General features: G+C 61.6%; 12 protein-coding genes and 1 pseudogene. 8 read left to right on the forward strand and 5 right to left on the reverse strand.

What is annotated here, in order from left to right:
* The 3 genes and pseudogenes from ABE459_RS20075 to ABE459_RS20085 form a co-directional block, all read right to left on the reverse strand.
* Window positions 1–927, reverse strand: a pseudogene (locus tag ABE459_RS20075) (RHS repeat protein); the annotation flags it as partial.
* 431 nt (window positions 928–1358) lie between these two features.
* A complete protein-coding gene (locus ABE459_RS20080) occupies window positions 1359–1658 on the reverse strand; it encodes an AzlD family protein (RefSeq protein WP_323833644.1) in 300 nt (99 codons plus the stop codon).
* Window positions 1655–2368: an AzlC family ABC transporter permease gene (locus ABE459_RS20085; protein ID WP_323833646.1), complete on the reverse strand. Its 714-nt coding sequence runs from the start codon at window positions 2366–2368 to the stop codon at window positions 1655–1657. Before ABE459_RS20085 ends, ABE459_RS20080 begins: the two co-directional genes overlap by 4 nt.
* Before the next feature lie 118 nt (window positions 2369–2486).
* Between ABE459_RS20085 and ABE459_RS20090 the strand changes: the two genes are divergently transcribed.
* Window positions 2487–2951, forward strand: a complete 465-nt coding sequence (locus ABE459_RS20090; RefSeq protein WP_125464330.1) for an Lrp/AsnC family transcriptional regulator — start codon at window positions 2487–2489, stop codon at window positions 2949–2951.
* Window positions 2952–3105: 154 nt separating this feature from the next.
* Here the strand turns inward: ABE459_RS20090 and dapA are convergent, their stop codons facing one another.
* Window positions 3106–3972 carry a 4-hydroxy-tetrahydrodipicolinate synthase gene (gene dapA / locus ABE459_RS20095; protein ID WP_323833648.1) on the reverse strand — a complete coding sequence of 289 codons (867 nt, stop codon included), beginning with the start codon at window positions 3970–3972 and terminating at the stop codon, window positions 3106–3108.
* Window positions 3973–4281: 309 nt separating this feature from the next.
* Complete coding sequence (locus ABE459_RS20100) at window positions 4282–4719, reverse strand: acetyltransferase (protein ID WP_125464328.1); 438 nt, start codon at window positions 4717–4719, stop codon at window positions 4282–4284.
* Window positions 4720–4968: 249 nt separating this feature from the next.
* On the opposite strand from ABE459_RS20100, the gene ABE459_RS20105 reads away from it, so the two are divergent.
* The 7 genes from ABE459_RS20105 (at window position 4969) to ABE459_RS20135 (ending at window position 15243) form a co-directional block, all read left to right on the forward strand.
* Window positions 4969–6498 carry an FAD-dependent oxidoreductase gene (locus ABE459_RS20105; RefSeq protein WP_323833650.1) on the forward strand — a complete coding sequence of 510 codons (1530 nt, stop codon included), beginning with the start codon at window positions 4969–4971 and terminating at the stop codon, window positions 6496–6498.
* Between the two features lie 393 nt (window positions 6499–6891).
* Window positions 6892–7461, forward strand: a complete 570-nt coding sequence (locus ABE459_RS20110; RefSeq protein ID WP_323833652.1) for an acyl carrier protein — start codon at window positions 6892–6894, stop codon at window positions 7459–7461.
* Between the two features lie 11 nt (window positions 7462–7472).
* Window positions 7473–8747, forward strand: coding sequence for a beta-ketoacyl-[acyl-carrier-protein] synthase family protein (locus tag ABE459_RS20115; protein WP_323833654.1), 1275 nt, complete (start codon window positions 7473–7475; stop codon window positions 8745–8747).
* A gap of 169 nt (window positions 8748–8916) precedes the next feature.
* Window positions 8917–9831 carry a beta-ketoacyl synthase gene (locus ABE459_RS20120; RefSeq protein WP_323833698.1) on the forward strand — a complete coding sequence of 305 codons (915 nt, stop codon included), beginning with the start codon at window positions 8917–8919 and terminating at the stop codon, window positions 9829–9831.
* Complete coding sequence (locus ABE459_RS20125; protein ID WP_323833656.1) at window positions 9828–11126, forward strand: beta-ketoacyl-[acyl-carrier-protein] synthase family protein; 1299 nt, start codon at window positions 9828–9830, stop codon at window positions 11124–11126. Before ABE459_RS20120 ends, ABE459_RS20125 begins: the two co-directional genes overlap by 4 nt.
* Window positions 11123–12328: a beta-ketoacyl synthase N-terminal-like domain-containing protein gene (locus ABE459_RS20130; protein ID WP_323833658.1), complete on the forward strand. Its 1206-nt coding sequence runs from the start codon at window positions 11123–11125 to the stop codon at window positions 12326–12328. Before ABE459_RS20125 ends, ABE459_RS20130 begins: the two co-directional genes overlap by 4 nt.
* Before the next feature lie 44 nt (window positions 12329–12372).
* Window positions 12373–15243, forward strand: a complete 2871-nt coding sequence (locus ABE459_RS20135; RefSeq protein WP_323833660.1) for an aminotransferase class III-fold pyridoxal phosphate-dependent enzyme — start codon at window positions 12373–12375, stop codon at window positions 15241–15243.
* The last annotated feature ends 2 nt before the right edge of the window (window positions 15244–15245 follow it).

Genomic DNA, 15245 nt, shown 5'->3' on the forward strand with positions numbered 1-15245 from the left:
GCCGCCGGGCTTGATGTTGGCTGCCACCACCTGGGGGTTGCGTTGGCGCCACTGCTTGACGCTGCTGGCCAGGATCTGACTCAGGGCCTCGATGGAGCCGGGGCTGCCGGCGTCACCCAGCTTGAGGATCATGCCGCGTATCAGTGGGGCCAAGGTGCGCAGGTGCGCGCTGTGGGCTAGCAGTTCGGCCTTGGTCGTAGGGCTGAGGGTGGGGCTGACGTTGGCGCTGGTCATGCCCTTGCCAGCGTGCTTGTAGGCGCTGAAGGCGCCGGCCAGGTAGTTGTCGAGCGTGGCCAGCGGGTTGTGCATCAGCGCGCTGTTCGTGGCGGATGCCGGACGGGCGTTTCTTGGGCCGGCGCCTTCGGCCAGGGTGGCCAGGCCACTGGCAATGTCGAGGATGATCTGCTCGCCGAGCGTGGCGGCCTCGGCCAGGATGCCCTTGAGTTTGCCGGCGGCCTGGCTGACGAAATTATCAAGGCTGCCGACGATATCGGCGTTGAGGTGGCCGGCCAGCAGTTCGACCGCCGCATCGCCGAGCACCTGCTTGCCCTCCTGGCGCACGAACAACAGCATCGGCCGCAAGCTCATGCGCGCTGGTGCCTCACCGGCGGGCGAGGTGACCAGGCCAATCAGGTTGAGGGCAAAGGTGGCGCAGTCGAGCGGGTCGGGCACCTTGCTGCGGGCCAGGGTAGCGATAGCGCCCAGTGCGTCGATCAGGGCGATGCTGTTGCCCGCCACCGGCACATTGCCGGCGACGGCTTTGAGGCGCTCGAGGGTGGCATGGCCGGCACTCACTTCCCGTAGCCAGGCGTCGAACACTGCGGCGCCACGGCCGACGTCCTGGGCCTGGATTTCGGCGAGTGGTGTGATCGCTACTTGTAAAATGCCCTTGCCTGAAGGGCTGGCCTTGCCGGGGGTGGTTGCCATTTGGTTTGGCGCTCCTTGCTGGAAAGGAGGTCGCCTGGTGGCTACGCATCGCGGGGCAAGCCCGCTCCCACAAGGTGGGCGGTGCAGTGCAATGGCCTCGGTCGGGCGACCTGAAAATGCAGGAGGGAAACCATACCGAGGCGGTATTCAGGAAGAAGTCGGAAGGTGTCTCGCGCGCAGGAAGGAGCATTCCTGTTCGGGTGTGGAAAAACGGCTACACGCCCCTGGCGGGCATAAACACTCTGTAGTTAATGATTGTTTGAGGCTGTATTCATCGGCTTTCGGGAGCGCCCTCTGATCCTAGGGCATCACGGCCCAACTCCTGTCACATCCCCCAATATTTCAGCGCCCACAACACCCCCATCCCATCCCCCAGCGTCAACAGGGTACTGCGAGTGCGCCAGGCCACCACGCTCTTACCGCTGCCGGCATCAATGCAGCACCGCACGCAACGCACCGGTGACGACGATGGCGAACAGCACCACCGGCAGGATCGAGTAACGCGTGGCGGCAAACAGGGTCAGGGCCAGTGCGATCGAGTCGGCGGGGTCGCCGCTGACGAATTTGGGCGCGATCACCGCGATCAGCACACAGCCCGGTGCGGCGCTGAGCACTTGGGTGAGTTGCGGCCCCATGACGCGATTGCGCAACAGCAAAAAGCCCAGTGCGCGTGTCAGGTAAGTGACCAGGGCCATGCCGAGGATCGTGGCCAGGGTAGTGATGTCGATCATGGCTTGGCCCACAGGTAGGCGCTGACCAGGCCTGCCACGGTGCCCGCGAGCACGTACCAGCCGCCGGGGATCAACAGGTGGAACAGCGCGGCGGTTACCAGGCTGAACAGCCAGGGCAGGGCGGCGTGCACGCCTTTCCACATGCCCTTGAGCAGTACCAGGAAAACGGCGGCGAAGGCCATGTCGAAGCCATAGCTGCGCAGGTCGCCCAGCAGCGGCCCGACCAGCGCCCCCAGGGTAGTGAAGGTTACCCAGGTGGCCCACAGGCACAGCGACACGCCCATGTGGTAGCGCAGGCTGAAGCCATTGCGCCGACGGGCATCGGCCAAGCCCATGGCCCAGCTCTCGTCACACATGAAAAACACGGCGCCAAGTGCTTGCTTCAGGGGCAGGTGGCGCAGGTAGGGCGCCAGGGTAGCGCCCATCAGCAGGTGGCGGCTGTTGACCAGCAGGGTCATGGCGACGATCACCAGTATCGCTGGTGGCGAGGTCCACAGTTCGATGGCGGCGAACTCCGAACCGCCACCGAAGTTCAGGCCGGTCATCAACGCAACCTCAGCAGCATTGAGCTGGTGATGCGACGCCTGTGCGCCGAGTACCAGGGCGAACGGGATGAAGCCCAGCAGCATCGGCAGGGCGGCCATGGCGCCGCGCCGCAGTTCGCTGTTGGGGGCGGTGGGATCGTTCAGGGTGGGTTCAAGAGTATTCATGGTCACCTCCAGTGGAGGAGAATTATTCCAATCTACTGTTGAAATAGGCTTGCGTAATTGCAAAGTCTCACCGAAGATTTGGCATCTGCTACCAATAACACTCGATTTGAGGTTTTCAATGCCAATCAAGCTTGATGCCATCGACCGCCGCATCCTGCGTGCCCTGCAGCGGGACGGGCGCCTGCAGAATCAGGAACTGGCCAAGCAAGTGGGGTTGTCCCCGTCGCCGTGCCTGCGGCGGGTACGGCTGCTGGAGGACGCGGGGGTCATCGAGCGCTACGTGGCGCTGGTGGACCCGGCCAAGGTGGCATTGGGGCTGACCCTGTTCGTGCGGGTGTGGCTCAAGCGCCAGGACCAGGAAACCACCGACGTCTTCATCAACGCGGTGCGCCAGCTGCCCGAGGTGGTGGAGTGCCATGTGATGGCGGGCGACTGTGACCTGTTGCTACGGGTGGTGGCGGCGGATCTGGAAGCCTACCGGCGGTTCCAGGTGGCCCATCTGACCAGCCTGGATGTGGTGCAGAACGTCAAGACCGAGGTGCCCATGGAGAAGGTCAAGTTGACGACTGAGTTACCGGTGTAGCGCGGCACGACCTGGCCTGTGTTGGCATTGCAACCGAGCAGCCGCATACGCGTTGCGAATGCTCGGTTTACGCGACCAGTTGCGACGGTTCCCATCGCTCATGGTAATGCGGGTACCTGGAGGTGGCTCGGCGAAAGCCACCGTCCGAGTTCGGTCATAGCGTTATCGACGGCAGGACTGACCTGAGCCGTTCCATGGCCAGTGCGCTGCAGGGTTGCATGGGCTCACGAAGTTCATTGGCGATGAGCCCTTGAACAGAGAGCGCTGCCTTCACCATGGCGGGGTTCGGCTCCGCAAATGCCGACTGAATCCAGGGCAGAAGCCGATAGAAGACCGAGCGAGCTGCACCAACGTCGCCTTCGTCCATGTGGCGCACCAGTTGAACGTAGAGTTCAGCATGGATGTGAGCTGATGCCGAGATGGCGCCGGCACCTCCCAGGGCGAGATTGGTGAATATCTGGATATCCTCTCCGGTTAGCACCTGAGCATGGCCGTCGTTGATCAGTGCCATCGTTGTTTCGATATCGCCACCGCAGTCTTTCACCGCGGCAATGTTCGAGTGACGCACGATCCGTCGGAGTGTCTCGCGCTCGATCCTCACACCTGTCCGATACGGAATGTCGTAGACCACAACGGGCACTGACGATGCGTCAGCCACGGTCTGGAAGAAGGATTCGATGCCATGCTGTGAAGGGCGGATGTAGTAGGGCGCTGGGACAAGCACGCCAGCGATGTCGCGGCGCTGGATTTTCTGCTGGAACGCCAGGACTTCCTGCAGGTTGTTGCCCGAGAGGCCCATGATCACTTGGCCTGGCTGGGCGACTTCAAGCACGGCATCCAGCGTCTCGAGCTGTTCATCCTTGCTCATCGCCGCAGCTTCACCCGTGGTACCGCATACCACCAGGCCTCTCACACCTTCATTGAGGAGCTTCTTGGCCAAGCCTTGAAGGGCGTCGAAATCGACCTGCCCCGAACGGAAAGGTGTGACCAGTGCAACCCAGATACCGCGCAAATTAGACATGCATTACTCCTCAGGCAGACCGATTAGTCGACGTCAGAGGAGGGGATGGGAATCAAGCGGGGGAGACCTGGCGCTATCTGTCCTGTCAGCTCATCTGACGGGACAGCGCCCCGGTCAAATGAGCGACTGTTTCTTGGATTTCTTGGCAACGGACACGCATGCGCATGCCTGGGCGTAGAGGCCCATGGCAGTCAGCATGTGGTCAGTGTTGGGAATCATGGTTGATCCGTTGCCAAGAGGTGCATCGGGATAGTGCGCAAGGCGACTGTGTTTAGTCAACAGGCATTTGGGGTCGATGGGATTATTGGGCTAGTGATGCAGGCTCATGTGCAGCAAAGGGAAGGGGCGCCCCTCGCCATCCAGCGGCGAACGACCTGTTTGCGCAAACCCGTAATGCAAATAGAACCCTACCGCTTCGGGGTTCTGCTCGTTCACGTCAACACTCAGCTGATTGCGCGAACTGCGGGCATGATCCAGCAGCGCGCGGCCAATACCTGTCCCGCGCAGATCGGGTTCGATGAAGAGCATCTCTACGTGGTTTTCATTGAGCCCGATAAAGCCCAGCGGATAGTCCTCGGCATTTACAGCGACCCATAATTCAACAGCGGGCAGGTAGACATCCCGAAGCTGAGGTAGCAATGCCTCGATATCGGACGCTTGCAGGAAGTGATGAGTGGCGCGGACAGAGCGTAGCCAGAGGTTGAGCAGTTGTGGATGGTCGGCATGGGTAGCCTGACGAATGATCATGGAATCAGCCTTAACACTTGATAGCGGAAATGAGGCGCGCTCGTCGACAGCGCCCGTATAAGTGTCGGCAACCTGTATGACCGCTTCGCGAGTCAACGCCTGGGCGGTGCACGGCAGAGGTAGCCGCAAAGGAGGGAGGAAGGACTCTACCGAGAGGTATTCGGAGTATCAATAGAAAATTGCGGATGGACTTTGGCTGCGCTCGGGAACATTCATGACGCAGTGGCCATTTATTTTCGAGGTGAGATCATGGCGGCGCAAACCGACGTTCTTATTGTTGGGGCCGGCCCGACCGGGCTGGTGCTTGCTCTTTGGCTCACCAGGCAAGGCGTCGGCGTAACGATCGTCGACAAGAACAGTGGGCCCGGCGAAGCTTCTCGTGCCATGGCTGTTCAAGCCCGCACGCTAGAGCTTTATCGCCAGCTCGATATAGCCGATGCAGTGATAGATGCCGGCTATAAAACACCTGCCATGAACATGTGGGCCCGAGGCAGCCACAGAGCGCGCATCCCCTTGGTCGATGCCGGCAGAGCGGTTTCTGCATACCCGTTCGTGTTGATCTATCCCCAGGATCGCCATGAGCGCCTGCTGGTGCAGCAACTCCATGCCCTCGGCGTGGACGTGCACTGGCAGACCGAACTGCTGCGCTTCGAAGAGGGTGAAAGCCACGTCACGGCCATGCTGAAACAGGCCGATGGGCAGGAAGTGGCCCTGACCGCGGCTTACCTGGCGGGCTGCGACGGCGCTCGGTCGCTCGTTCGACATCAGATCGGCAGCGCTTTCGAGGGCGGCACTTATAAGCAGCTTTTCTATGTCGCGGATGTCAGGGTAACGGGCATCGAGCCTGCGGGTGAGGCGCACATCGCTTTTGACCAGTCCGACTTTGTGCTGCTCCTGTGCTATGGCGAAAAGGACCAATACCGCCTGATTGGCACCGTGCGAGACGAGCGTGCCGAGCATCCCGAGCAACTGACGTTCGCGGACGTTGGCCACGATGCCATCAACGGCTTGAACCTCAAGATCAGCGAAGTGAACTGGTTTTCCAGCTACCGCGTTCATCATCGTGTCACGGACCATTTCCGCCGGGGCAGAGCGTTTCTGCTCGGCGATGCCGCGCATGTCCACAGCCCGGCAGGCGGGCAGGGCATGAACACCGGCATTCTGGATGCGATCAACCTGGCGTGGAAGCTGGCAGCGGTGGTCAAAGGCAAGGCGCCCGAGACCTTGCTCGACAGCTACCAGATCGAACGCCAGGCATTTGCCCGCACGCTGGTAGAGACCACTGACAGGCTGTTCAGCTTTGTTACCGCCCAGGGCCGGTTGGCTGACTTTGTGCGCACGCGCATCGCACCGATCTTCGCCAGCGTTGCGTACAAGCGTGCGAGCGTGCGTGAGTACCTGTTCCGCGTGGTTTCGCAAACCACCCTTGATTACCGCGACAGCCCGCTGAGCCAAGGCAAGGCAGGTGAGGTTCAGGGTGGTGATCGCCTGCCTTGGCTGCCTGGGGGCACGGCGGACAACTACGATTCGTTGGCAGCCATCGAGTGGCAAGTGCATGTTTACGGTGAGGCCAAGGCAAACTTGGCCCAATGGTGCGCGCAGCACGGCATTGCATTGCATGTTTTCCCTTGGGGGCCGGCGTACGAGAAAGCCGGCGTTGCCAGAAATGCTGCTTATCTGTTGCGGCCTGACACCTATGTCGCGCTGGCTGATCCTGAGGCGGATGCGTCCACATTGAACCGATATTTCGAAGCGCGCGGTGTTGTGCTGCCCGCTTGAGCAATGAGTTGCATTGCGGACGATCAGGCGATCGGCGAATCGGCACGGGTCAGCATATGGCGTTGCCCAGTGGTAGTGCTGGATCTCTTCTCACGCCAAGAAAGTGTTAGCGCTCTCGATGTGCACTTTTTTCGGGCGCCCAATCTGGAACTACCGTGCTGTTTCAAGCCATTGATTTTGTCAATTTACACTTCCTGTGCAAACACCATTGAAGTGCTTAAACCAAGGGTTTAAGGGCTCGTCGGGATTTCTCTTAAAAGCAATGATGGCAAGTTGACTCTCCCCTTAAGGGGAGACTTTAGACTCCCGGTCCTCGATCGATTTGGCCTGAAAACAGCGTTTTTGGCCCGATGACTTCATTCATTCAATGCGGCTTTTGTAGGGAAACAGTCAATGAACAATCCATTGGAATTGGACAGCGTTATCAACAGTACACGGGAGATCCTTGCGCAGTTGTTGGTGATGGAAATGGGCGACGTGGCAGAGCACAGCAGTATCGTTGACGACCTCAGCGCCGACTCGCTGGACATCGTCGACCTGAGCTTCCAGCTGGGCCGGCAGTACGGTTGCACCTTGCCGAAAACCAGCGTGCTGGATCACGCAGTAGCGGTGTTCGGCGACGCCACCCGGTTTGTCGAAAAGGGCCGTATCACGCAGGACGGCGTGGCTTTGCTGGAGCAGAGCCTCAGCGCTTACGCGCCGGGCCAGTTGCGCGCGGGTATGCAGCCGGGCGATGTCTTTTCGGCCACCACCGTGCGTAACTGGGCGCAGCAATGCCATAACGTTTTCAACTACCTCCCCGAGGCCTGCCCTGAGTGTGGCGCGGTTCACGCCCAACTCAATGAACGCAAACAAGTGGTATGTGGCGGTTGCAGTGCTCGCCTGACCCCTCTGGACGGTGACTCGATCTCGCGTCTGTTGGTTGAGCGGTACGCGGCCACCCAGTTGCAAGCGTCGGCGTAGGGGTTGCCTTGATGCAGGCCCGAGAGGTTCTGGTCACAGGCTACGGTCTGGTGGCGCCCATGGCACTGGATGCGGCCTCGCTGTTCACGACGATCAGCCAAAAGCGTTCCTGCATTCGCCAGCACCCGGCGTTTGTCGAACTGGGGTTTGCGAACCCGGCGGCCGGATTTATCGATGAGCAACAATGGCAGGTCATCGCGGCAGCCTTCCCGGGCGATCTGCGGACCAGCTCCCGCCAGGAATGGCTGGCGCATTACGTGGCCCGTCAGGCGCTGGCCCATGCCGGGTTGGCCGACAGCGCATTTGCCCGGGTCGCCAGCGGCATTTTTGTCGGGGCCAACAAACATTGCGTGAGCGGTGATCTGCGGGACGCCAGCCGTTACATGGACGATCAGGGGAGGGTCGATCTCGACCACTACCTGGATAACCACACCCTCAGCGGTGGGGCGTTTGCCCGGCGGGTCGATCAGCAAACCCGCCATCTCGCCGAATGGTTGGGTGTACGTGACCATATCTCCACACATTCCGATGCCTGTGCCGCCGGCACCATGGCCATCGGCAGCGCCTATCGAGCGATCGCCCGTGGCGAGATCGACCTGGCGTTGTGTGGCGCGGTGGAGTTGATGGCCCATGAATTGTCCTACTACAGCTTTGATGGGCTGGGCGCACTCTGCCAGCGAGTGGACTTTTCCCCACAGCAACAGAGCCGGCCGTTCATGCCGGACCGCTGCGGTTTTGTGCTGAGTGAAGGGGCGGCGCTGCTGGTGCTGGAATCCCGCGAGCATGCCGAGCGTCGCCAGGCCTGTGCGTTGGGCCGGGTGCTGGGTTACGCAAACCTGTGCGAGGCAGAAAAAATCACCTCCAGCAGTCGCGACGGCAGCAAGTACGCCGCCTGCATGACGGCGGCCCTGGCCGATGCCGAACTGACCAGTGCGGCTGTGGACCATGTGAATGTTCACGGTACGTCGACCCAGGCCAATGACCGTTGCGAGGCCCTGGGCTTGGCGCAGGTCTTCGGCGAAACCCTGGAGAACATGACATTTACCGCCAACAAATCTGCCGTTGGGCATTCGTTGGCCGGCAGTGGTGCCATTGAGGCAGTGCTGTCGTTGATGAGCATCCAGTTGGGCGTGGCCTTGCCGACCCTCAACTTTCAGCCGGAAAAATCCGAATTTGTGCAGTTGAAATTCCTTTGCGAACCGTTGCAGCAACCGATCAACGTCGTGCTCTCCAACTCCTTCGGGTTTGGTGGCGTGAACAGTTCGTTGGTGCTGGGCAGGGCATGAAATGACCAGATCCAATTCAATTGCCGTTTACATCACCGCTGCGTCGGTACTCAACGCCGCCGGTACTGAATGTGCGTCTCGTGACAGTCAACCTCAGGCCGCGCAAGCGCTGGATTTCGACCCCACACGCCTGGCCCATTGCGTCGCAGCGCCCGCCTTGCCGGCCGGTGTGTACGATCGCAAGTTGTCTCGCGGCCTGGAGCCTCAGGGCGCGCGCCTGCTGTATTGCGTCGGCCGTCTTGCCGAGACCTTGCGTGGGCTGGAACTGCCCGATGAGCGGATCGCATTGACCGCTGCCATTCCGGAAGTGGATGGCCCCAGCTCGTGCTGGGAAGCTGTGCAGGCCATTGGCGAACAACCGGCGGATCTGTTGGCGCAATTCTTTGCCCACACGCCGCCGCTGCATGCGCTGATGATGCTCAACAGCAGCGTCATGGCCCACGCGGCCGAGGCCTTGCGTTGCAAGGGGCCCATGGGTGGTTTTTGCTCCCAGGGCAATGCGGGGCTGGATGCTTTGATGGAGGCCGCCGCCCATCTGAGCGAAGGCCGTGCCGATGCTGCCGTCGTCGTCAGTAGCAGCCCGAACATCACCCCGGCGTTGTACCTGCGTGACGCTACTCACCCACCTGTGAACCCCGGCCCGTGGGTTTTCGGCGAAGGTGCTGCGGCGCTGTTGCTGACTACCAACCCAGGCAGCGGTGCTCAATCTGTGCTGCGCATTGTCGGGTTTGCCCGTGGTTACAGCGCGCAACCCGAGCGTGGACTGGCGGTTGGTCGCGACGTCATTGCGCGTGCTTTGAGCAACGAAAAACTGTGCTTGAGCGATGTCGGGCAAGTCGTCGCCGATGCGCAGGATCCGCAGATTGCCGCGTTGTTCAGCCTATCGGGGCACACCCTCGAACACTCAAAGGCGTTGGTAGGTGACTTGGGCGCCAGCGCCTTGCTTACCGAAATCGCTGTGACCTGGGCACTGGATTGCAGCCGTTACACGCTGTTGCTCGAACATAGCCGAGGCGGGCATTGGGGCGCGGTGCTGCTGGGCAGAGCGTCGTCGGACAGAGAAACCATGGAGAGTTACTCATGAGCCCCACACGGATCGTGATCACGGGCATGGGCGCCGTCACCGGCTTCGGTTTCGAGTGGCAGTCCATGTGGCAAAAGATGTTGGCCGGCGAGCATTGCATTCGGCCATGGCAACCGGAAGGCGTCGAGGCGGGTGCGTTCCCCGTGCGTTACGCGGCGCCCGTGGATATGGGCTTGATGCCCGCACACTTGAAAGACCATCCGGCCTGGGGTTTGGCGCTGGAAAAACGCACCCGCTTTGGTTGGGTTGCGGCCACCCAAGCCATTGCCGACAGCGGCTTGAGCGCCGAACAGTTGCGTGGCGCGGCGGTATTGTCAGCGTCCGGCGCCCCCGCTCATCGTTTGCAGGACATGCTGCTCAGCCTGGCGGACAACCCGGCGCAGGCGCCGTCCTGGGCGCAATTGATGGCGCGACAAGCGCAGGTCGATCCTGACAGTTCGCTGTGTCAGAGCAACGACCGCCTTGCGCGGGTGATTGCCGATGGCATCGGCAGTGAAGGCCCGGTGATCAATATCAGCAGCGCCTGCGCGGGAGCGTCCCAGGCCATCGGCAATGCATTCCAGATGATCCGCCGCGGCGAGGTCGAGCTGGCCATTGCCGGGGGCGCCGACTCGGTGCTGAGCCTGGACACCATGACCGCGCTGTATCTGCTCGGCGCCGCCAGCAGCGAACAGCGTTGGGGCACCGAACTGTGTCGGCCGTTCGACCGCCATCGCAGTGGCTTGATCGCGGGTGAAGGCGGTGGTTTTGTCGTGCTCGAAACCCTCGAGCGGGCGCTCGCCCGAGGGGCCACGCCGTACGCCGAAGTACTGGGTTACGGCAGCAGCCTGGATGCCTACAAAATTACCGCACCCGACCCGCAGGGCAGGGGAGCGGTGCTGGCGATGCAGGCGGCCCTGAAGGATGCCGGGCTTGTGCCGCAACAGGTCGATCTGATCAATGCCCACGGTACCTCGACACCCCTCAACGATGCTGCCGAAACCCTGGCGATCAAGACCCTGTTTGCCGAGCGCGAACATTATCGGCGCTTGCTGGTGACGGCCAACAAATCCCAGTTCGGCCACCTGATTGCGGCCGCCGGGGCCCCGGAGTTCATGCTCACGGCCCTGGCCTGCCGGGATGATCGGGTCACGCCGACCCTGAACCTGCATGATGCCGACGAACAATGCGACCTCGACTACTGCGCCCATCAAGCGGTCAAGCGCAAGGTCGACGTTGCCCTGAGCAACTCCTTCGGTTTCGGCGGTCTCAATACTTCGCTTGCGCTGGGCAAGTACCGGGAGGCGCCGCGATGAAACAGGCGGTCGCGATTGCTGGTGCGGGTTGCGTGTTGCCCAGTGGCTGGGGCGTAGAGTCTTTTTGGGCGGCCGCGAACGAAGGGCGCAGTGCGATTACGGCGCTGAACGCCCGACGGTTTCGCAGCGAACGCGTGGTGGCGTTCGGGCAAATCCAGGATCAGGACCACCAACGCAGCCGACAAGACCTTGCGCAGAACCTTCAGCGCTACTGCACGCCGGCAGTGATCTGGGGTGTCAGCGCGGTACGTCAGGCGCTGGAAGAAGCAGGCCTGGCCGGTGAGCAGCCGGATGTCCGATTCGGTTTGTATTGCTGTCAGGGCGGCTACACCCATCCGTCTCTGGAATCCTATGCCGAGTTGTTGCACGGCTGTCGGCAGGACGGTGTAGCCGACATGGCGGCGTTCGCCAAACGGATCCTGCAAGACCGTGCCCAGGACCCTTTTCTGGTGCTCAAAGGCTTGAGCAACTGCTTGCTGGGTGTCACCAGTCTGGCGCTGAAACTGGTGGGGGAGTGCAACGCCTATATGCAAGGTGTCGCCGGCAACCTGGCAGCCTTGCGTGAGGCTACGGCCGCTTTGCAGGACGGCCGAATCGACGCGGCAATCATTGTCGGCGCGGGCAGCGAGCTGGATGCTCTGGCGCTGTCCGGGCTGGTCCAGGCGGGTGTCATCAGCGCCAACGGCTCGAACACGCTGCTGCCGTTTGACCTTCGGGGCACCGGCGGCATAGCTGGGGAAGGCGCGGCAGCATTGGTGCTGCGTCGGCGTGAAGACCTGCCGGCCGGTCCTCAGGCGTGCCTCGCCGACATGACGGCCCATGCCACCCTCGGTCGCTTGAGCCTGCCCGACAGGCCAACCGATGTGTTGCTGTGCAGCGGCACCGGCGATGCGCACAAAGACCGCGTGTTATGCCAGACGCTGGCCCTTGCGCGCGCCTCGTACATCACCAGTGGGTTGGCGATCAACGGCATTCTCAGCGCGGCGCCGAGCCTGGTGGATCTGATTCTTGCGCGCTGCGCATTGCAGGCCCAAAGCGTACCGCCGATTGCCGGTTTGCAGCAGCCAGTAGCGAACCTGCCGTTTATTCAGGGCGCGCCCCACCCCGCGAGCCTTGCTCATTGCCTGGTGCTGAACCGCGACGACAACGGATTCAGCGCCGCCTATCAAGTGCTCTACAGCGCAAAGGTCACTCAAGACTGACGCTGACGACCACCTGTTTTTCATTTTCAAGGGATATGACTGTCATGGATTATCGCGATTTCGTTCGGCCAAAATTCGTCGGCCTGCTCCAGGCACTGGGCCTGGAATGTGAGTTTCAGCGCGCCCTCGGTAGCCAGTTGTTCTACCGCAACCCCAAGGGCGACATGGTCACGGTCACCGACTTTCTCGGCGGTTACGGTGCGGCAATGTTTGGCCATAACGACCCGGAGTTTGTCGATCAGCTCTGTACGCTGCTGCGCAACGACGTGCCGTTCAACGCACAAATGTCGATCCGCGGTGCGGCCGGGCAGTTGGGGCGAGCGCTCAGCGACGCTTTCAATCGCGAACTGAAGAACAGCGAACGTTATATCTCGACCTTCTCCAACAGCGGCGCGGAGGCGGTGGAAATTGCCGTCAAGCACGCGGAGTTCAGTCGCCAGAAGCGCCTGCAGAAGCAGTTCGACGACATCGATTTCACCCTGGCCAGCCTGACTGCCAGCGAACGCGCTTATCACGAGCTGGATGTGGCCGACCTCGACCTGCCTGCGGGTGTCCTGCCGGCCACCCTGAACAGCGTGACCTTGCGTCAGGTGGTTGAAGCCGTTCGCCAACACAACTTGGCGCAGCTGCACATTGAACCTGTGTTTGTCGCCCTGCGCGGCAGCTTCCACGGCAAATTGGTCAATACCGTGCAACTGACCTATGGCCGTCAGTACCGGGCGCCGTTTGCCCGTTTTGGTCTGAACGTCGAGTTCATCGACCCACAGCAGCCCCATCAGTTGCAGGAATTGCCTGCCCGGCACACGCACCATTGGTTGAGCCTGCAATGGGACGGCGAGCACCTGAACGTGCTGCAACTGCCGTTCAGTGCGATTACCGCCGTGTTGCTGGAGCCGATTCAGGGCGAGGGCGGTATCAACGAGTTCGCGGCCGAGTTCTACCTGGGGCTGCGCAAGCTGTGCAACGAGCAACAATGCCCGCTGGTCGTCGATGAAGTGCAGTCGGGTTTTGGTCGCGCCGGGACCTTTCTTGCGAGCAGTCAGTTCAACCTGCAAGGCGACTATTACTGCCTGTCCAAGGCCCTCGGCGGCGGCTTGATGAAAATCGCCGCGACGGTGATCCGCAGCAGCCACTACGAAGGCGAGTTCAGCTACATCCATAGCTCGACCTTCGCCGAGGACGATGCGTCCTGCCATATCGCGCTGTCGGCATTGCGCCGGTTGTTCGCCAATGATGACGCGATACTCAAGGACATACGCAGAAAGGGCGCCTACCTCAAAGCCTCGCTCAATGAACTGAAGGCGGCCTATCCGGATGTGATCGCCGATGTGCGTGGGCGTGGCTTGCTGGTGGGTCTCGAATTGCACGACTTGAGTGTCAGCAGCTCGCTGGTTCAGGCGTCGGCCCAGTACAACGATGCCTTGGGTTACTTGATCGCCGGTTACCTGTTGCAGTTCGAAGCGATGCGGGTAGCACCGTCGGGCAGCAACTCCAACGTGATTCGTCTGGAGCCGCCAGCCTGTATCACCCTGACCGAAATCGACGGCCTGATCGGTGCCCTGCAACGGGTCTGCGACATGCTGCGCCGTGGCGATGCGTTGCCGTTGGCGGCGGGTATCTGCGCGGACTCGATTGCCGCCGTGCCAGCCCGTCAGGACGACTTTCGGGTGGCCGAGCCCGTTGAAAAAGTCGCTGCCAAGGTCGAAGTCGTCGCTCGGGTAGCGTTCATCAATCACCTGATCGATGCCGATATCCTCGGTGACGTCGATCCCTCGCTGGCGGCCCTGAGCCCGGAACAAAAACGCACGTTCATCAACCGCACCAAGCCCGAACGCCGCGCTGCGCCAGTTGGCCCGGTGATCATTCGGTCGCGCCTCGGCATGGCGGTGGAGTTCACGCTGTATCCGCTGTGCATGGATTCGGATGCCATGGCCGAGTACATCCAGAGCGGTGACCTGGACACCATTCGCGACGAAGTCGGCAGACGTGTCACCGATGCCCGCGCCGACGGCTGCACTATCGCCGGCCTCGGGATGTACACCTCGATCGTCACCAACAATTGTCAGGCGCTGAAGATTGCCGACATGGCGCTGACGTCCGGCAATGCCCTGACCATCGGCATGGGGCTCGAAGCCATCGAGCAAGGCTGTGTACAGCAAGGCCTGGCACTGCGCGAGCAAACCGCTGCCGTTGTCGGTGCCGCCGGTAACGTTGCCTCGACCTATGCCTCGGTGCTGTCCGCCACCGTCGATCACCTGATCCTGATTGGCAGCGGTCGTGACGGCTCGGTTCGGCGCCTGGAGAAAACCGCCCAACTGATTTACGCCGACGCGGCCCGTTCGATCCTCAAGGGCACGGCCGAACACGACCGCTTGGCGCAGCGACTGCTGGCCCTTGATGGTTTTCATGGCTTGTTGCACTCACATGGACAAAAAGCCGACCTCGGTTTGTACATCGCCCGTCTGGTGGATGAGCGCCTTGGCGCGAACGCCTTCATCACTGTCACCAACGATCTCGAAGCCCTCAAGGGCGCACGGGTTGTCCTGTGCGCGGCCAATGCGCCTCAGCCATTCCTCGGCGCCGAACATTTCGCCGAGCGCAGCGTGATCTGCGATATCGCCGTGCCGCTGAACGTCCATCAAGACCTGCCGAGCCAACGCGAAGACGTGCTCTACATGCACGGCGGCATCGTCCAGACGCCGTTCGACGACGGCCTGGCGCCCAACGTGCGGGCCTACCTGAAAAAAGGTCAGCTGTATGCGTGCATGGCCGAGTCGGTGTTGATGGGCTTGTCCGGCATGCGCCAGCACGGTTCCTACGGCGATATCAGCCGCGAGCAGGTTCAGCAGGTCCGCGCACTGGCCGCGACCCACGGCTTCACCCTCGCGCAATTCAAAACTCAGAACTCACTGTAAGG

Source organism: Pseudomonas sp. TWI923, assembly GCF_039673365.1.
In the GTDB taxonomy this organism is placed as follows: domain Bacteria; phylum Pseudomonadota; class Gammaproteobacteria; order Pseudomonadales; family Pseudomonadaceae; genus Aquipseudomonas; species Aquipseudomonas sichuanensis.